13 protein-coding genes, 1 tRNA gene and 1 riboswitch are annotated in these 19,248 nt (G+C 50.6%); of the genes, 9 read left to right on the forward strand and 5 right to left on the reverse strand.

From position 1 onward, the window contains the following. Positions 1-155 precede the first annotated feature (155 nt). The gene (locus ACQ9LF_RS00385) at positions 156-1,643 is read left to right on the forward strand and encodes a sigma-54-dependent transcriptional regulator (protein ID WP_462487378.1); all 1,488 of its coding nucleotides are present in this window, start codon (positions 156-158) and stop codon (positions 1,641-1,643) included. Between the two features lie 47 nt (positions 1,644-1,690). Here the strand turns inward: ACQ9LF_RS00385 and ACQ9LF_RS00390 are convergent. The 3 genes from ACQ9LF_RS00390 to lepB (ACQ9LF_RS00400) all read right to left on the reverse strand — a co-directional run bounded on the left by ACQ9LF_RS00390 (position 1,691) and on the right by lepB (ACQ9LF_RS00400) (position 5,166). Further along, positions 1,691-1,776, reverse strand: a tRNA-Leu gene (locus ACQ9LF_RS00390). 263 nt (positions 1,777-2,039) lie between these two features. Further along, positions 2,040-3,554: a signal peptidase I gene (lepB, locus tag ACQ9LF_RS00395; RefSeq protein ID WP_462487379.1), complete on the reverse strand. Its 1,515-nt coding sequence runs from the start codon at positions 3,552-3,554 to the stop codon at positions 2,040-2,042. 4 nt (positions 3,555-3,558) lie between these two features. Continuing rightward, positions 3,559-5,166, reverse strand: a complete 1,608-nt coding sequence (gene lepB / locus ACQ9LF_RS00400; protein ID WP_462487380.1) for a signal peptidase I — start codon at positions 5,164-5,166, stop codon at positions 3,559-3,561. A 656-nt stretch (positions 5,167-5,822) separates the two neighbouring features. Here lepB (ACQ9LF_RS00400) and ACQ9LF_RS00405 point away from each other — a divergent pair. The 3 genes from ACQ9LF_RS00405 (at position 5,823) to ACQ9LF_RS00415 (ending at position 7,252) form a co-directional block, all read left to right on the forward strand. Beyond that, a complete protein-coding gene (locus tag ACQ9LF_RS00405) occupies positions 5,823-6,125 on the forward strand; it encodes an HU family DNA-binding protein (RefSeq protein ID WP_462487381.1) in 303 nt (100 codons plus the stop codon). A gap of 74 nt (positions 6,126-6,199) precedes the next feature. Further along, positions 6,200-6,406, forward strand: a complete 207-nt coding sequence (locus ACQ9LF_RS00410; RefSeq protein ID WP_462487382.1) for a cold-shock protein — start codon at positions 6,200-6,202, stop codon at positions 6,404-6,406. A 210-nt stretch (positions 6,407-6,616) separates the two neighbouring features. After that, positions 6,617-7,252, forward strand: coding sequence for an HNH endonuclease (locus tag ACQ9LF_RS00415; protein WP_462487714.1), 636 nt, complete (start codon positions 6,617-6,619; stop codon positions 7,250-7,252). Between the two features lie 20 nt (positions 7,253-7,272). Here ACQ9LF_RS00415 and ACQ9LF_RS00420 read toward each other — a convergent pair whose 3' ends face one another. Both ACQ9LF_RS00420 and ACQ9LF_RS00425 read right to left on the reverse strand, forming a co-directional pair. Continuing rightward, on the reverse strand, positions 7,273-10,776 hold the full coding sequence (locus ACQ9LF_RS00420; RefSeq protein ID WP_462487383.1) for a glycosyl hydrolase family 28-related protein: 3,504 nt from the start codon (positions 10,774-10,776) through the stop codon (positions 7,273-7,275). 353 nt (positions 10,777-11,129) lie between these two features. Continuing rightward, complete coding sequence (locus ACQ9LF_RS00425; RefSeq protein WP_462487384.1) at positions 11,130-13,244, reverse strand: carbohydrate-binding protein; 2,115 nt, start codon at positions 13,242-13,244, stop codon at positions 11,130-11,132. A 673-nt stretch (positions 13,245-13,917) separates the two neighbouring features. On the opposite strand from ACQ9LF_RS00425, the gene ACQ9LF_RS00430 reads away from it, so the two are divergent. From ACQ9LF_RS00430 to ACQ9LF_RS00450, 5 genes are all read left to right on the forward strand, one after another. After that, on the forward strand, positions 13,918-15,063 hold the full coding sequence (locus ACQ9LF_RS00430) for a GntR family transcriptional regulator (RefSeq protein ID WP_462487385.1): 1,146 nt from the start codon (positions 13,918-13,920) through the stop codon (positions 15,061-15,063). An 86-nt stretch (positions 15,064-15,149) separates the two neighbouring features. Then, a riboswitch (cobalamin riboswitch) is annotated at positions 15,150-15,358 on the forward strand. A gap of 428 nt (positions 15,359-15,786) precedes the next feature. Beyond that, positions 15,787-16,413: a PEP-CTERM sorting domain-containing protein gene (locus tag ACQ9LF_RS00435; protein ID WP_462487386.1), complete on the forward strand. Its 627-nt coding sequence runs from the start codon at positions 15,787-15,789 to the stop codon at positions 16,411-16,413. A gap of 30 nt (positions 16,414-16,443) precedes the next feature. Further along, a complete protein-coding gene (locus ACQ9LF_RS00440; RefSeq protein WP_462487387.1) occupies positions 16,444-17,271 on the forward strand; it encodes a PEP-CTERM sorting domain-containing protein in 828 nt (275 codons plus the stop codon). 87 nt (positions 17,272-17,358) lie between these two features. Beyond that, entirely contained in the window at positions 17,359-18,438 is a 1,080-nt protein-coding gene (locus tag ACQ9LF_RS00445) for a hypothetical protein (protein ID WP_462487388.1), read from the forward strand. After that, positions 18,435-19,226: a DUF1559 family PulG-like putative transporter gene (locus ACQ9LF_RS00450; RefSeq protein WP_462487389.1), complete on the forward strand. Its 792-nt coding sequence runs from the start codon at positions 18,435-18,437 to the stop codon at positions 19,224-19,226. The genes ACQ9LF_RS00445 and ACQ9LF_RS00450 overlap by 4 nt, the downstream gene beginning before the upstream one ends. Positions 19,227-19,248: the final 22 nt, after the last annotated feature.

A 19,248-nucleotide genomic window follows, 5' to 3' on the forward strand; every position in this document is an offset into this window, starting at 1 on the left:
TGCCACGATGAATAGGTTTATCAAATCACGTGCCAGCAAGCGGAATAATCATAATTCCTTAATATTTATAGACATACTACAACTCCCACGGTTAAATACAGCCAGAAAGAAATTTTTAGATTGCATTTTATGAATATCAAATATACATTTAATGTATGAAATATATCAAGATATCTCAGGCCAACCGGGTGTTTTTTCAGACGATCGCCGATGCGTCCTATACCAATCCATTCAGCGAAAAGCGAGAATTCCTGGACCGGCAAATCGTGGGGCTGACCGAAAACGATACCAAAGGCCTGTCGTGGCCGCAGATTGTGCCTGCCGTGATTCATAAGGTCCACAGCAAGCTGGCCGAGCTGGACCACCAGATTTCGGGACAAGCCGCCTCCATCGACCATTTTAATCCAGAAGATCGGGAATTGATGAAATATGTCTTTTTATTTGAGATATTCCATCGATTTGCTCTGGATTTTGACACCCTTATTCGCAAACAAGAAAAAAATCCTGAAAAATCGCTGCCGGTATCGTTTGCCGCCAAAACATTTGAGCATCTCGCGGCGCGGGGATTCACACCGCCGCAACAGGCTCGTTCATTTGCCCTATTTTACCAGATCCGGCGGGCATTTTATTTTATCAATCACGGCCTGGTCGGACAAAGTGCCTCCATGCGCAAGCTTCGCATGGATTTATGGAATAATATCTTCACACAGGATATCCGCGGCTATGAGCGGTATCTTTGGGATAAAATGGAGGATTTTGCGACCTTAATTGAAGGCCCCACCGGCTCGGGTAAAGGTGCAGCCGCAGCAGCCATCGGCAAAAGCGGCTGGATTCCTTTTGACACCGCCGCCAATGCCTTCCAATACAGCTTTACAAACCTGTTTGTTGCCGCCAATCTCAGTCAATACGCTCCAACACTGCTGGAAAGTGAGCTATTCGGCCATACCCGAGGGGCATTTACCGGAGCGGTTACTGATCACGACGGCTTATTCGGCCTGTGCAGGCCTCACGGGACAATTTTTCTGGATGAAATCAGCGAAGTCGCCCCCTATGTCCAGGTCAAGCTCCTCAAAGTACTTGAAGAACGAACCTTTACCCCAGTCGGCAGCCACAAACCGAGGCGGTTCTTTGGGCGTGTCCTGGCGGCAACCAATCGGCCAACGGAAGAACTGCGACGCACAGGGGCATTTCGGGAGGATTTTTATTACCGACTCTGCGCCGACTGTATTCAAATGCCCAGTCTGGCCCAGCGGATCGAGGAAAATCCCGACGAACTGACTGAGCTGGTCAAACATTTCAGTGTCCTTATCACTGGACAGGATATTCCGGAGCTGACCGAGAAGGTGCTGGATGTAATTCAGAAACGACTGGGCAAAGACTACTCGTGGCCGGGTAATGTCCGCGAGCTGGCCCAGTGCATCCGCCGGGTCATTCTCAAGGAAGACTACCAGCCGCAGGTCCCTAAGCCATCGACACAGATTCAGAGCTTTCTCAATGGGGTTCAGCAGGCGAATTATTCCGCGGATGAGCTGTTAAACCAGTATTGCAAATGGCTGTACACAAAATATCCATCCTATCAGGATGTCGCCCGGATTACAGGTATCGACTGGCGCACCGCCAAAAAACGAATCGAGCAGACGTGATAATTTAGCGTGTCAGTTGAATTGGATAGCATTCCAAAAAAAAGGAATGCGGATGAGAGGAGTTGAACCTCCACGAGCATTTAAGCCCACAGGCACCTGAAGCCTGCGCGTCTGCCAATTCCGCCACATCCGCAAAGGAAAAGCTATCATAGCCATTTCGTACTGGCCGTCAAGTGTTTTTATCAAAAATCCAACCAAAAGCGGAGGATTTACCCAAAGCCTGAACTGATTTGCGATATTTTACAGCTTTATTTATATTTATTCGCCGCCATCCAGCCTGCTCAGGCAACCTCAGAATACTTCAATACAAATCCTATCCTCGCACTATCAGCCTGCGACTTCATCTCAAGAAGAACCAACGGATCAAACAATCCCGGGCAAGCCCCAGAAGTCCATTCAATACACCTCATCAGAGCCGCCGAAGATAACTTTGATCCGGTCAATATTGGGAATCACTGGCAGCATATTGGGCATCGGACTGTAAGCATCCGACCAGTACACCAAAAACGCCTTGCCCAGCATATACTCCATTGGCACAACACCCATCCGGTAGGCCGGCTGGTTGGTAATCCCCTTGCCTTCTTCCGACCAGAGCCGGGCATCGAGGCTGTTAGGACTGTTGTCGCCACAGACGAAAAATTCGTCTTTTTCCAGCTTGAATGGATCTCGCTCATTAGCTCGCAGTGTCGCCTGGGAGATATAATAGGTATCGCGGAATAATCCCAGGTGACTGATCTGTATCCGTCCCCGGCCAAGGAGACGGACTTGCGGCTGTGCGGATGCGTTTCGTTTGGGTGCGAGCCTGACCGGCAGGTCGAAACTCAGTCGATTTTCGCCATACCGCAATACCAATCGATGGTCCACGTTGGCAAATTCGAAAATCATCAGCCGGTCATTGGAGGCGGGACGTATCGGCATGCGAGCCAATTCGTCGATTCGTGTCCCCTGCCGCCGCTGGAGAATGAGCATACCAGCAAAATCAACTCGCCCAATATAATGCACACCATATTTTTCGAGTGATGCTCCCACGCAGCCGCTGGATTCCGGGCGGACATAAAACCGCATCATCAGGTCGCTGCAGACAGGCTGTCCTCGCCGCAGCATGTCGCTGTTATAGGCATAGGTGGAATGAAAATCATTGCCGACATCGCTGTTATACAGCAGCCAGTGGTCCCGCGTGTTGTCCTCATCCAGACTAAACACTGCCGGACCGTTGGCATTCAGGCTCCATCGGCTGTCGGTATTCGGCTCGTTTTCAAAGGGCTGCCGCCATATCCGATTGAGGGCATCGGCCGCAGCGGTCTGACCGGCCGGCCCGGCAGCAGCACCAAACGGCTGATAATCATTATCATAAATCGGCATCCAGAGTTCCTGCTGAACTTTGGCGGGCTTGCGCTGGATCTGGCCGTTGATGAACACATCTCCGTCAATCAACTGAACCGTCTCGCCGGGCAGGGCAATCAACCGTTTAATATAATTAATCGCCGGATTGGTCGGGTTTTTGAACACGACGACATCCCAGCGCCGTGGCGGCACATACTGGTATATACTCTTGAGGACAAATATACGGTCGCCATTCTGCTGGCGTCCAAGGGCCGTAGCGGGCTGATAATACCCGCAACTGGAGCACTGCGGTCGATTGTACAGCGAGGTATCTCCTCCGACATCATAAGGATAGCCGCAACGCATACAGCGAAGGTGATAGTGTGCCCCCTTAAGGGTTTCGGCCATACTGCCGGTGGGTATCTGAAAAGCCTCGACCCCAAAAGCTCGAAAGACCAACGCCAGAATCAGCGCCACCAACAGCCATTCCAGGGTGTTGATTATTCCTTCCAGTGTCGCACTTCGCCGGGGGACATATTCCTGCTGGGACGGCTCAGTCTGCTGTTGCTGCTGCTCGATTTCATCCATACGATTACGGATTCCTCGGGTTTGATGGTTTTGCAGAAAAACGGTCGCTGCCGTAAATGATTTTCATTCCATCCGGTTCCGGCGGACCGTCCAGATACGGGATGATACGCCAGCCCTGCCGTTCAAATCGCCAATTGCCCGGGAAATGAACAAAAAATGCCTTGCCCACAAGATAATCTCGCGGCACAATCCCGTCACGGTAAGTCCGTCCGGGATTGGCCCGGGTCGGCTCTTTCCACATGCGGGCATCATAACTGTTGGGGCTGTTGTCGCCGCAAACGAAAAACTCATCCTTTTGCAGGTCCAGCGGCTTGCCTTCATACGCCCGCATCACACGTTTGTCTTCAGCACCGGTGTAGTAAATATCCCGCATGAGCTTGATATGTCGAAGCTGAGCATGGCCATAACCGATAATCTCGGCAGTCGGGCTGGCCTGGCGGTTCGTCCCCGCATCGTCTCGCCCTACACCCAGGTCATACTCCAGTGTATCGGCACCATATTCGAGAATGAGTTTATGATCGACGTTTGCAAATCGCAGCAATACCCAGGGATCTGCAGTTGCTGAACGAACGGCTCCGGCAGCCAATTGCTCTTTGGTGCCATCGGACCCGATTCGGCTGATCGTCATTTGACCGCTGGAATCCACCAGGCCCTGGTAACGGATGCCATATTTGCCGAGAACCACCCCCATCCCGCTGTCGGCCCCAACAGCAACATAATAAGACAGCATCAGGTCACTGCACACGGCCATCGCGGGTATCAGCTGCGAGGGGTCATAGCCATAAACGGCCTTAAAATCATTGCCCTTGGCCGGATTGTATCGCAGGGCCCGCATCGCATTCCGGTCGCCCCCGGTCAGAGAGAAGACCATCGGTCCATCGGCATTCAGACTCCAGCCCTGATCCACCGGTTCAAACGGTTGCTCCCAACGCCGACCATTAAAACGTGTCCCCTCCGTACGGACAGGCTGGTAATCATTATTGTAAATCGGCATCCAGAGTTCTTCCTGGACTTTGGCAGGCTTGCGGGCAATCTGGTCGTTGATATAAATATCACCATCGATAATCTCCACTCGCTCCCCGGGCAGCCCTATCAGACGTTTGATATAGTTGATCTCCGGCTGAATCGGATTTTTAAAGACAATGACATCCCAGCGTTTGGGCTCAAAAAACTGGTAAATACATTTCAGTACAAAAATCTGGTCGCCGCGTGAGACGGCACGTTTGGGAGCAGGCTTGCCGTCCGCAGTATAAAACTGGCCATCAACCTTGCTGGGCTGGCCGCTGTCTTCATACCAGCCGCAACTGGGACAGCGTGGAAACAGCGGGATGACCGGCAAATCCTGACGTGGAACAGTATTCTCCGCCATCTTGTAGCCGCTGGGATAAAACTCATAATCATAACGATAGCCGCATTCCGAACAACGCAAACGGAAATGGGAACCGCGAAGCGTTTCGGCCATACTGCCGGTGGGAATACGATAGACCTGCATGACAAAGACAATAAACACCAGCGTCCCGGCCAGTGCCGTGATTATCCATTCCAAATTATGATAGACCGCATCGACTTTCGCATTGCCGCTGACGATATATTTCCGGACGTTTTTTTCCATAGGCTCATCCGCATATCACTTTTGCTCAGCTACGACGGCACCGGACTGGGACAACTTCTCCCTGCCGACAACGACATCGTCCGCCTAAACGAAAAATCTGCAAAATACAGATAGAACAGAACATTATCCTATTCCGACCACAGATGGTCAAGTCATTCTGTTTCATTTTGTACAAATCCCAGTCAAAATAATAGTTCCCAATAACGACCGCCCTCCCCTTTTACCCAAATTCATACTCAAAACGGCCCCCTAAAACACTCCCGACAGCCGATATCCAAATCGATAAAATTTTTTCCAAAAAATTGCTTGCCGGTTCGAAGTCTATTCTGTATAGTGATTTGCGTCAGGTGTCGCAGAAGTCATAAAGCCCCCATAAAACAGGCTCGATTCGTTGCGATGCCGGATGCGAGAATGCCCTAAATCAGTCGGGTATATCCAAAAATAGGATTATCAGGTGCAGGCGGAAGCGGTTATAAAAGTGAATTATCAACCCATTAAAGCTTCGGGTTTTTCCGTCTGGCCAAATAAAGATATTATATATATTTTATTCACAGGTTAGGTTTTTAGCCCAAAAGGCTCTTTGGCGGATACGCCTTCAATTTATTGCTATTGTTTATATTATTAATCTCAGGTTTATACTTCGTGAGGGTATCCGAATGGCAACCATCACCAAAAAAGAGTTAATTGACCGGATTGCTGAGACCTCGCAGGCCAAGCGTGTTCTGGTCAAGCGCATCATCCAGTCTTTCCTTGACGAAATCGTCGGGGAACTGGCTCAGGACAATCGCCTCGAATTCCGCGATTTCGGAATCTTCGAGACCCGCACGCGTTCCAGTCGCGTGGCCCAAAACCCCAAAACACTGGAACGGGTTCAAGTCCCATCCAAACGCAGCGTCAAATTCAAAATGGGCCGGCTGATGAAAGAAAAACTCTGTCCGGACGAAAAAGTAACAGAATAACAGGTATTTCACCCGATCTTTTCGGATCAATTTTATCTAAATTATGTCTTGTTTATTGTTTAGTGGAGAGGACCATGGCTGAAGGTACGGTCAAATGGTATGATAAGAAGAAGGGGTATGGCTTTGTTCTCAATGAAAAGGGTGAGGACATTTTTGTTCATTACACCAGCTTCGCCGACCCGGCCATTCGCTGTCTCGACGAGGGAGAGCGAGTCTTATTTGATATTGTCAGCGGCGAAAAAGGGCCGCGAGCTCAAAACGTCAAGAAAATCAGACCCTAAATATTGGGATTGATTTCCGCGTCGTGCAAGAAATCTGGGGAGATTTTGTACCCAATTCTTATTTTTACACTATTTACATCCATTTTGGGTTCAAATTAACATACAATTCACCGCGTTTGTGCTGATTTGCCACTTGCTCAAGTGTATCCTATGTGGTATGGTACTTGGTGGGTCGAATCGATCGACCGTTATGGGATATCGGAGCTTGGCATGTTTTCAGCACAATCAAGCCAAATTCTGGACTCACAAGTGCTTGTTTTAAATAAGCACTATATGGCCTTCCGGGTCATAGGACTCCGCCGGGCATTGTCCCTGGTTGTCCGGGAGCTGGCGGAGATTGTGTCCTGTGACGATGGGACGTGGGAAAATTATGACTTCAATTCCTGGCGGGAATTATCCTCTTATCGACAGACCTTTGAAGCCCACAAATACGACTGGGTTTCGGCAGTCAATTTTGATATTGCTGTGCCGCGGGTGATCCGATTGCTGTTTTACGACAGGCTGCCTCGACAAACCGTCAAATTCAATCGTCGCAATATTTTTGCCCGTGACGGCAACCGATGCCAGTACTGCGGCAAGAAATTCCCCACCAGTGAACTGTCACTGGATCACGTGGTGCCGCGAACACTCGGCGGCGGCAATGCCTGGGAAAATATCGTCTGTGCCTGCACCAAATGTAACGCCAAGAAAGGCGGACGTACCCCTGAACAGGCCCATATGACTCTCATTCAAAAACCTGTCAAGCCAAAACGCAATCCTGTCCTGCATATTCATCTAAGCCATGAACGCTATAAAAGCTGGAAGCAATTCCTCGACCATGCGTACTGGTCTGTGGAATTGACCTGATGACGCCCTGCCGATTGAGGTTAGCGAATCCGAAGATTGCCTCGCGATTTTAAGTTGGATCCATTGTCAATCGGCATTCCCGAACTGGCAATCTTGATCATATTGGCGATTACCTCAATGGTCCCGTTGGGGTCAAGCTGAATGAGTGTATCAACGTCCTGAGTCATATTGCTGCCGATGGTTCGCAGGTTTCCACCTGAACCGATAGTATAAGTCGTATCGACCACCCAGCCCCAACTGTCAATCTGGCATAACTGCAATTCCACATGGCCGCGGTGGATGCGAATGCCTTTTTCACTGCCGCCCCAGCAGCAGGTCCCAAACATCCGGAAGGTATCATCCGCGGGCAGATTGGTTTCGAGATAGCTGCCATGTGTGTAATCGACGGTAACAATCTGCGAATTAATCATATCCAGTCCATCGTCGCCAACATCATCCACGCAAATCGAAGTCGTGCATTGATCAATTCCCAGCCCCAGACAATATCCGGAAGGACCATGACCATTTTCGTTCACCAGATTGGCACCTCGCCACCCGCCAAAGACAAAGTTTTGATGCAGCACCTGACCGCTGACATGTCCAATCAGATAGGGAATGGCCTGTCGCCAGGCAATCTGATATACCCCACCAATATCACCGCTGGAGGGGATACTTGGATACAAGGAACGCTGGAAGACATAGGCCGAGGGATTGAACTGGCAATTTTGAATCCGTCCATCCTTTGCACCGCCCCCAACATGGACGCCGGTTTTCAACGCAGTCCCCACAACACAGTCAACATAATGGCGGTCACATGGATAGGTCGCCAGATCCAGTAATTGCCATGGAATGGTGGCAGCAATGCTGATCACGTACACTTCTTCTCCAAGTCCGCGAATCATATACGGATAAGGCGTCATGCCGTAATTCACAGGATCAGCGAAATCGTAAATCTGACCCGCATGGTGAATCGTCAGACCGCGAATTCCGGCGTGCGGCTGGATTTGGATAAATGGCGTGCCATTCTCATCATATTTGCCGTAATAGGTATTGAGCACACTGCCGCGGGCACTGGGACTGAAGGCCAGATCATGGATACCTCGCAGTTCCACCCCGGTGGGTACTATCAGCGTCCCATCCAGACGATAATCTCCGCCGGGGACAAACACAATACCGCCGCCATTGGCACCGGCATCATTCAAGGCCGCCTGAAATGCCGGCGTGGCATCCGAAGACAGGTCCGCCGGGGCATGGTACGGAGGCTCTGTCACCACATACAGCACGGGTTTGGCAGCAGTATGAGCCTGTGCGGGCTTTTTGAAATCATACGCCGGCAAGGGAGTGACTGTCACGGGTGCAGGGTCAACCAAAACCGGATAAGCGGTGTTGTCTGTAATCTGAGCGGGCCGGGAAAACCGATTGCCCTGCAGGGTTACCCCCCGGACGGCAGCATTAACCGTGATGTGGGATCCTGCAGCATCCGTTAAGTCGGAATTGATGATAGACAAATATCCCCCATCGGCCCTGATTTCGCCTTCCCGGAACGTGCAGTTTATCGCCTGTATCTTTGCGGAACCAATGTTATCCAAGGCATAGTTCAATGCATTGATCTGACAGGTATGCAGCAGAGCCTGACCATTGGCGGTAGTCGCAAAATGCAGGCCCGTTTGCACCTGGTCGATGTTGAATCGGGTAAACATAAAGCCTACCGAAGCGATTGCCTCGACATATACACCGGTTCGGCAGTGTTTCAGATCAAAGGCATAACACTGGCCATTCGGCACACTGCCGGAATCGTCCTGATTACGTGAAGGATGCAGCAGCAGGCCCTGATAATAACCTTCTACGGTGACATACGCGGCATAAGACCAGTCGATGCGGCCCAAAACAATGCCTGTGGCGTTTCCATAGAGCCACTGGGCATGTCGGTTGTCAGTTGGTGCATTGGGAAGGCCTGAATGTGCCCAGTAATCCGGTGAAAAATGGACCGTTTCAATTCGGCCCACATCCGCCAGGCAGTCCAATTCAATACCGGTCTTCAGGGGAGTGCCGTAAATGTGACGCAGGAACGGGCTGGCGGTAATGTGACGATTTTCGTAGGAGCTGAAACCGATATAGGCATTGACAAAGGTTACATTTTCGACAGTGTGATTGCTGCCGTCCAGGCGGCGAATGGCAGGCGGATATGGCTGAATCTGGTCAGCCGTCTGTTCGGGATACCAGATAGTCAGCCCTTTGACGCCGGCACAATTGCTCAGACCAATGAAGGGAGCCCCCTCATCGTCATTTTGCCCACGGCCAGCATAGGCCATCAGGATCGTACCTGTAACAGGGCCGGCAGGGTCCGGAATCTGCCAGTCACCGCGAAGAATGACACCCGAGGGAATAGTCAGATTACCGCATACTTTGTATCTGCCGGACGGCAAAAACAGGGTTCCGCCGCTCAGATTGCTCAGAGCCACCATCGCTTTTTGAATCGCCTCGGTCACATCGGTCTGGCCATCACCCACGATACCCCAATGATTGGCATAAAACGGAGTCACAATCCCGTCATCGGTCGGAAATTCCGTCTGGGCAATGTGCCAATCCGTCACCATTCCACCCAGCCAGTTGCCCGCCAGTATATTGAAATCCCCAAGATCCACTCTGCATATCGTATCCAGATTGGCGATGCCGGCACAGTCCTCATTCAGCCAGCTATCGGCTAATATCGCCAAATCGGCGAGGTCCACACCGAAATCCTGGTTCAAATCACCTGTCACCGGAGGCAGCGCTCTCAGGGTTGTTTTTCCGGGGGTGATGATATTGTAATCATAAACCACCTTGCCCTTGCCGCCATAGGCCGTGATTCTCTTGTCTGCAATCATCGCCAGAATGCTGGTGGTTCTGTCGCCGGAAATCTGAACGGTTCCTTGCTCAATATCCATATTCGAGCCAATCCCAATGGACTGGCTGTCATGCCAGCCGTTGAGATTCAGCAGGCCGGCGTTGACTTTGACATAACCTATTCCTGTCGAATTCCAGCCGGCCCCGAACATCCCCTGGACGTTTACCGTGCCTCCTTCAATAATCAGTGTCCCAACCGCTGGAGAAATCAACCCCACCCAGAGGTGGTCCGGACAGGACAGCACACCGCCGGCTTCGATAATCATCGTAGCGTTTCGATTGTAACCAACGCCAGTCCAGTTGGTCCCGCCAGAGGGAATACAGCCCGCGGTCAGATTGCCGCCATTGACAATTCGCACCACACCGCCGGGGCCGTTATCTCCCTGCACAACCTGGGATACGGTGATGACCGTATCAATCAGACATTCTCTGGCACCGTTGACATTGAATACACATTTGTAGTCTCCCTGCGGTCCCCCGTCGGGAATGGTGCCGGGCCAGTTGGCTTTTTCAACCCAGCGTCCTGAGCCGGCAGGATTGGCCGCAGGATTCCAGGTCGTGGTCGTTGCCGCCTGCAGGAACACGGTCCCGGTACTGAAAAGCATACAGATCACAACAATCTGATTGATGTTTTTAGGTCCTCTCTGGCGTATTTGCATCGTGATCCCGGTCAAAAAACGTTGATACTGATTCTATTTGAAATTCCCCGTTTGGTCGCGGCAAAAGAGCTTTGGGCCGCCAGGTTCCATCACTATCTCTTTTACCGCGGCTGCGTCGGGTCACATAACCCCGTGAGTACACGTGGCATTAAACGGCCTGTGGCCGTTGCGGAAGAAGCATACCCGTTGGGTATCTCTGTTCGGGCACTCTTTGATTATGCCTGTCTTTCACCGCTGTGTCTGATCAAGTGACGTGTTACGAATACCGCCATATCGTTGATTTCAAGACATCCGCTGCGCCGGGAGCACCGGCGCAGCGGAGAGTAATTTGATGCGATCTGGCCTGGCTGCCTTTATTGTTTGAGCAGCGTAAACCAGTCAAGATTGGCTTCATTCGTCCAGGTAATTCGAACCGTATAGGTTCCGGCTGCCGGGAACAACAACGCCCCCTTCTGCATGGAGATGCCATAGTTGCCCCATCCGCCGAAGCTGGGCAGAGGCCCCACCGAGCCATAAAGGTTCACGGTAGTTCCGTCACCGAAATTCAGGACAGTCGTGGTCTGAGGGGTGCAAATACTGTACACAACATCATACACACCGGCCGCAGGCACTGTGATCTGATATTCGGCCCATGTGCCGTTACCAGTCCAGCCCAGGGCCTTGCCGCCGCCGCTGGCCCCGCCTTCATTGACAATCCGAACACCGTTTTCATCGGTAACCGGAGCATTGGAAACCGCATCCGGATTGACAGATTCGGCTTCTATCCGGTTATCAAAGGCACTCTGAGGAATATACACAACGTTTCTGGGCCGGGTTTCCTGTGCCTTCATCGTGGTGTCATTGAGCCATTCGCGTGCAAACACGGCAAAATCCGCCACATCCACATCGCAATCACCGTCACGATCATAATAATTGGCCGCCCAGCCGCTGGGAGAATCCTTCTTGGCCTGACAGGCATCAGCATAAATATAGACTTCAATTAGTTTTTCAATGGTGGTCATGCCATCGGTAATGGTCAGTTTGACTTTATAAATCCCCGGCTTGTCGGCTGTCAGCATGGCCGTCGGGTTCTGCAGATTAGTCGTTGTATTGGTTAATTCGACATGGGCCCCTGCCGGGAAATGGATATCATCAGCCAGCAGAGCAAAGTCCACCCCCGTCAACGGTGTACCAAACGTGTCAACGGTTCCGGATATCGTCGCCGGCAGCAGATCCAAAGTGGTAATAACGCTGTCAGCCCCCTTGAGTTCCGGAGCTCTGTAAGAAACCACTTCAAACCAGAACAGATCGCCCTCGTGAAAGGAACCCGGGCCATTGGTCGTATCCACCTGCCAGAAATATTGACCGGGGGCGGTGAGTTTAATCACTTTGGAAGAACGGGCTTGTCCGGTCACATCCATCGCAGAAACGACTTTGGCATAGTGGGGACTGAGCTTATTGGGCTCGGTACCCAACCAGATATCCACTGAAATCGGATCGCCAGGCATGTTGGGATCCCAATTGTTCCATGCAAATTCAATGTCTCCTGCCACTACGATATCATTAAAATATGGCACCGGCTGCTGGGGATGAATCGCTGTCACCAGGGTCCGGCTGCCGTTCCACTTAATGACAACATTGTTAATCACATCATTCTGACGGTCTGTACCCGGATTATCGATATTGATTTTTTTATCAAATTTGGCTTCCCGGAAGCCGGTAATTCGTCCCTGCTCAGCCATACGGTCAACCGCAGCGCCATCGTTCCAGCCGGGAGAAATGCGATATCCCTGAATGCTCAGAGTCCCGCGGCTAATATCAATAAAAGAAGGCGTGTTGGGGTGGACCGAACCTGTGGTCCAGTTATTGACAGTCAAAAGGCCATCATAAATAAAGGTTCGCCCCACACCAGTGGTGCCGTCCCAACCATGCCCTATCTGGGCATCACCACCGATGCCGACATTCAACTGACCGCCATTTCGGATGATGACGGTCCCATAACCCTGGTTGCCAATCCACATATGGCCTCCGCGATAGGTGTTAAACTGGCCGCCATCAATTTCAAGCACTCCGACCTGGTTGCCCCAGGCTCCTATCCCCTGCCAGTTTCCCGACAGATTGGTATCGAGGATGCCTTTAACAATCAGATGGCCGTTATTGCTCTGATCGCCGCCTTCGCCCAGCTTAAGCTGGTTGATTTGCCAGGTACCACTATCCAGCAGACACGGAGCGCTGTTGGCGGTTGCCATCCAAACGACCTGATCGGCAGCATTAGGGGCAATACCTGTGGACCAGTTTACACCTTTGGACCATAATTCAGGAGTCCCCGCAATCCGGTTTGGATCCGCCGGCGGCTGCCAGTGAACATCGATTGCCTGAACTGACATTGTCAGACAACACAAAAGAACGATCATCCCCGCTTGTTTCATACTGACCACCCTTTCAATCAAGTCCCATGTTTTACATTGCTTTTGGTTTTTGTTTTTCATCCCATACTTCTCCTAAACCTGGTAATGGTTAATATAGAACGGCCGCGCATACTGCGGCATCCAACGCATTGGGAATGGGTTTCACACAAGGCAGGCCAAACATGATCCCTGTACCAAGCCGTTCCCCCCGCCTTCCAAGGCCGGCCCGATATGTCTTGATGATCGCATTGCTGTCTTTGACAAATCTCGTCACAACACACCTCCACGATACCCATATTCTATTGTCTGTATCGCAATATGTCAATACATATATTACAGAAAAACTCAATTAAATTAAAGTTTGTATTTACATTTCGTTCTTTCAAAACCATCAACACTCTCAGCAAATATCATATATGTCTATATAGAACAAAGACTTATACTCTTTTTAAGACACGATAAAAAGAAGTTAAAGACGCACTGAAAAGCCTGTTTTTTGTTGTTTTGCCATTGACATAGTATTATTTTCTCGGACTTGTTTTATGAGATGAGAAATGGAAGACCTCAAAATCCTTGCAAAAACAACAGCTTCTGTAGCAAATATGTCAATACTTATAATTGATAAAATCAGATGCATTGATACAATGGACGCTTAAATGTTATATATAAAGTGATTACAAGTGCTCAAGGACATTAAAAACAACCTGATTCAATAACCAGTACCACGCGTGCTTTCTTCGGGAGCATCTCCTCTATGGATTCCAAACAGCCACAACGGTCAATCAAACATAAGACGATTTATGATAAGATTTGCAGTGATATTCTCAAAGGCGTCTATAAACCCGGCCAAAAACTCCCGACAGAAAATGAACTTGCAGAATTTTTTAAAACCTCTCGCCCAACCATCAGCAGAGCGATGCGTGATATTCAGGAAAAAGGATTGATTGTTCGCCACCAGGGACAAGGCACTTTTGTCAAACAAGCCGCCGTTCATGAGCACAAAACCTTTGGTATTCTGGTTCACTGGCAGATCCGCCCCCACACAGATACCATGACCACGATCTTCGGTGTAATGGTACCGGAAATATTGAAAGTGGCCAGCCAGCATGGTTACTCCCTGTTGCTGAATGATATACCAGAGTATAAAGATACAGACTACATTGAATACTCTAAAAAAATCGCCCAGCGGCTCATTGACTCACATGTCGCCGGGGTCTTTTTTACCCCCCTGGAAGTGTCGGACAAAATGTCCATCAATGAAGAATTGGCCAATGCATTTGACAAGGCCGGAATTGCGCTGGTTCTGCTGGATCGCGACATTAGCGACAGTTATCATCGCAGCAAGTACGATATCGTTGGCATTAATAATGAACAATCTTCCCTGGTATTGACGAATCACCTGCTCAAACTCGGATGCAGAAAAATTGATTTTGTCTGCGGCCCAGCCCTGACCACCGCAATTAACGACCGCATGCGGGGCTTTCGAGCAGCCATGGAAGAACAGGGCCTACACGTCCAGCCCCGCCAGTTTCACAGCTTCGACAGCAAACGCCTGCTGGAAGGCAACTGTATCGAGGGGCAAAACATACTCGAGCTGGTCAAATCCGGGAAAACGGAGGCATTTGTCTGTGTAAATGATTCCACCGCTGCCGACGTCATGCTGTATTGTCTGCGTCATGGGCTTAAAGTCCCCCAAGATGTTCGAATCGTCGGGTTTGACGACCTGCCGATGAATAAACTGCTGCCGGTTCCGCTGACGACCATTCGCCAGCCGGCCGAGGCTCTGGCTCACGAATCCGTCCGAACCATGATTGACCGAATCGAACACAGCCAGACACCCGCACGCGACATCATGGTTAAGACCGAACTGATTATCCGGCAATCCTGCGGCAGTAAATAAGTGCTCCTCAGCATAATACGATTAAATCAGTACAGCCAATAACGCTATTGTGCTCTTTTCATTTTCCCGTTGACGGGATAGATTCTCAGTGCTATTCTATGCCCGCTCTTTAACAATCCAGGATGTATTATACGCAAAGGGAATGCGGTGAAAATCCGCAACGGTCGCGCCGCTGTGATCGTTCATCCCGGCTTTGTCCGGGAACCCGGCAGCCTGTGCCACTGTCTTAACCGATGGGAAGGCGCTGTCCGGCAGAACGACAGTCAGAACATCTGTGCGTGTAAGGAAATTAGAATTGTGTTCTCGCGTCAAGAACAGCAATGAATCACTGTTCCTCCGGTTTGTCAGAACCGCAAGGAATATGGCTGAAATTCATTATAACCGTTGTTCTCTGCATACGAACAGCGGTTTTTTATTTTATCGGTACAGCCCGGTCAAATCGGGATAAAGCACCGTTGAATGACCCCGGAACACTATAACTGAATAATCAAAGGCGCCGGCAGTTGTAGCACCAACGCCCTGAAGAGACCCGAAGGTTTTTTTGACCCTTTTCATTGTATCAAAAACTCGTGAATTCACAATACAACAGAGTCGGTCTGTCCGCATCGGGGCCAAAAGAGCAACAAAATACGGCGTCGGAAAGGAGTATGTTCGATATCCCTTACGGCAACATCGTTTCAATATGATTAAACTAAAATGAAATCAAACGACTTGAGGAGACTCATGATGAAAAATCTATCTTGTATTTTGATCGTATTGTATCTCGGCAGCCTGTCAACAGCTACTCCTTATTTTTTCCAAAATGCCTGGATTGAGGTGGACGCCTGGGCAGGCAGCGGTATCCATGAAACCCTGCTGGTGGTGGACTGGAATTTTATGGGCGGACCATATCACACCGAATCTCATGCTTTTGGTTTTCGCTGGGACGGCACGGCGTATGAATCCGACATGCTCAACGCATTTCACAATGCTGGCATTTTTACCGTCACCTCGGGTTATGGCGGCGCCTTTCTGTACAACATTGCCTACTTTGATGGGACCGAATTTCATCGACACACCGAAGAAGGCAGCTGGAACCTGGCCAGTACCCCCGATCCGTATGCCCTGTGGGGTGCCATAAGCAGTGACTGGACAAAACTGGGACAATGGGATGCGAATATGGCCGGTTATAACGAGCAATTGCTTCAGAACGGATACCTGTATGGAATTAACGCAATCCTATGGTTTGGCAACTATCCCGATGGAAAAACGTGGGACGACTACCCGCTGAATGTGCCGTTTGCAAACATCCCCGAGCCGGCAACCTTGCTGTTGCTGGGCCTGGGCGGACTACTATTGAAAAAACGCTAATCTAACACTTTCGCTTATCAGGAGATTTTTATGTTGAAGTTTGTTTCACCATGGAGCAGCTTGTTTATCACCGTTTTGGCTCTGAATACAGTCTTGTATGCAGGCGTTTATTCAGGCCCGACGGACACAACTCATCCTATCGATGCCGCTATACCAAAGGACAGCCCCTTATTTATTGAATGGGCAAACAAGATTGTAGCCGAAAAAACCTATTTTGCACCTCGCGGCAGCACTGCCATTTCAACCACAGGTTATAACTGTCTGGGCGATCTCGATGCCGGTCAAATTGCCAACGGCGACTCACCCGGGTATATCACCGTCACTTTTCCAACCGGCATCCGAAACGATATTGGTGCCGACTTTGCCGTTTTCGAAAATGGATTTACATTCGGTGGTGCCAACGGGCTGTTTGCCGAACTGGCCTATGTCGAAGTATCGACAGATGGAATCCATTTTGCACGATTCCCATCGATATCGACCAATACCGCCGCTTTGGCCGGCAGTGGAGCGTTTGCCGGGTACGACATGACCAATGTATATAATCTAGCCGGAAAACATGCTGCCGGCTATGGAACCCCTTTTGATTTGGATGATCTGCTTAACCATTATTGGGTAACGGCAGGACTAATCAACCTCAGCAATATTCAGTATGTGCGGTTGGTGGATATCCCCGGCAACGGTTCTTTTCTCGACAGCCTCGGTAATCCGATTCTGGATAACTGGCTGACAACCGGCACCGGAGGCTTTGATTTCAGACTGCCTGCGGGTCTTGGGATCGGCGTTGTCCATGTGGTCCCGGAGCCTGCAGAGATACTGCTGCTGGGCCTGGGTGGACTGCTGATCAGAAAAAAACGTTAACTCATCAACACCGCCGCGGACCTTGAAATCGGGTCCGCGGCATTCGTTTTCGGAGGACCCATGAAATCTGTTGCTTTATTTGGAAGTATGGCAATTTTACTGCTGCCGGTATCCATTTGTCAGGCTGATGGATATGCCGATTATGTCTTTGATGCCAACGATTTTGCAGTGGAGGTCATTGACTATTTTCCGGTCGGCTCGGCAAAAGACTGGTTGTCCGGCCAGACCTTCAACAATCCCTATAACGCCCTCGGCCGGCCAACAGTCGATACCACCGGCGACGACTGGTACATTCCCGAAGATAAACCGGTGCCAGTCAACCCAATCTATCCGGCTTTCCGTGCACACGAACTGACATTCCTGGGCGAAAAAGGATATCTCATCCTGGCCTTCAACCATCCCGTTCGCGATGACCTGAACAATCCCTACGGTATTGATTTCATCGTCTTTGGTAACTCCTTCCAGGTTATTGGAAGCGGAGCCGGCTGGAGCAATGGAAATCCGGACCTGACGACTATCGGGCCGGCGGGCTTTACCGAACCGGGAATTGTATCCGTCAGCCAGGATGGGCAGACATGGTACAGCTTCACAACCGATCCGGAATTTATGGCCGGCAACACACATTTTATCCGGCTTAGCAGTCATGATCCTGATGGCCCCTTCTGTGATGCGTTTGCCCCCACACTCGGACGGATATATGACCCCAATCATCCAGACCCTGATCTGGGCCTCTGGAATCAGTGGTGGGGCAAACCGACTAATCCGACATTTCCCCTGGACCCATCATTGTCTTTTGCCAGCTTTGACGGGTTTTCTCTGGCCCAACAGTGCCGATATTACGGCCATTCCGCCGGCGGAACGGGGTATGATATCGGTCTGTTTGAAACGCTCCCCCAAGATCCAGAAACCGGACTGAAGTGGATTCGCTATGTGCGCATCGACGACAAACCTGGCGGCGGTTCCGCGGACATCGATGCCGTTTCCGATGTCAGTGCCTGTGGAGACTGGAAACATCCGTTTCCCAAAGGTGACCTGAACCAGGATTGTACAGTCAATCTGCATGATCTCCACTTGCTGGCGTTGCGATGGAATCAATCAACCTCTCTGGACGATTTGGCAACCATGGCCTGTCACTGGCTGGAATGTACATGGGATTGTCAGCGATGAAATCGTCAGTCCGGAATCGCGCATTTACACTGATCGAACTGCTGACAGTGATGGCCGTGATAGCCGGCATGCTTTTGATTGTTCTGCCGTCATTGCGGGCAGCCCGCCAACAGGCCCAGAGCGTCTATTGTCTCAATAATCTCCGGCAAATGGCGATCGCTGCTCATCAGTACGCCAGTCTATACAAGGACCATTACCCGTTGGCGTATTACACGGTGAAAATCCGTCAGATACGCTATTATTACTGTTGGGATTTCACAACCTGGAAGGACTGGGGGCAGAATCCTGCCGTCGAATGCGTAGAGCCGGGCCTGTTATGGATGGCTCATACCACGGAAAAAGTGCAGCAGTGCCCCGTATTCAAACGTGAGGACAACTGGTTTGCAGACCCTTACACCGGCTATAATTATAACACCAGCTATATCGGAATGAATGAGACTATCACCCCAGTCAATTCCGCTCGAACGACCGAGGTTGCCAGCCCTGCACGAACAGCCCTTTTTGGAGATGGTGAATTCAGTTCCGGTGCAAACAAGTTTATGCGGGCTCCTTTTTCCAACCCGCGCGATGCCAGCTTCAGTGACCCGGGCCGAGTCGCAGGCACCCAGGGATTTCGCCATCGCGGCAAAACGAACGTCGCGTTCTGCGACGGGCACGCCCAGCCCTGGAGCACGTTATACAACAATACCGATCCGATTGGCCGACAGACACTGGATGCATACAATGCCTGTAATCGCATCCAGATTGGATTTCTCTCACCAGACAACAGTCTGTATGACTTGAAATAAGCTGTTCCGTTCGCACGCCTCA

The sequence above is a fragment of the Anaeroglomus insulsum genome (assembly GCF_050689095.1).
In the GTDB taxonomy this organism is placed as follows: Bacteria; Planctomycetota; Phycisphaerae; order Sedimentisphaerales; family Anaerohalosphaeraceae; genus Anaeroglomus; species Anaeroglomus insulsum.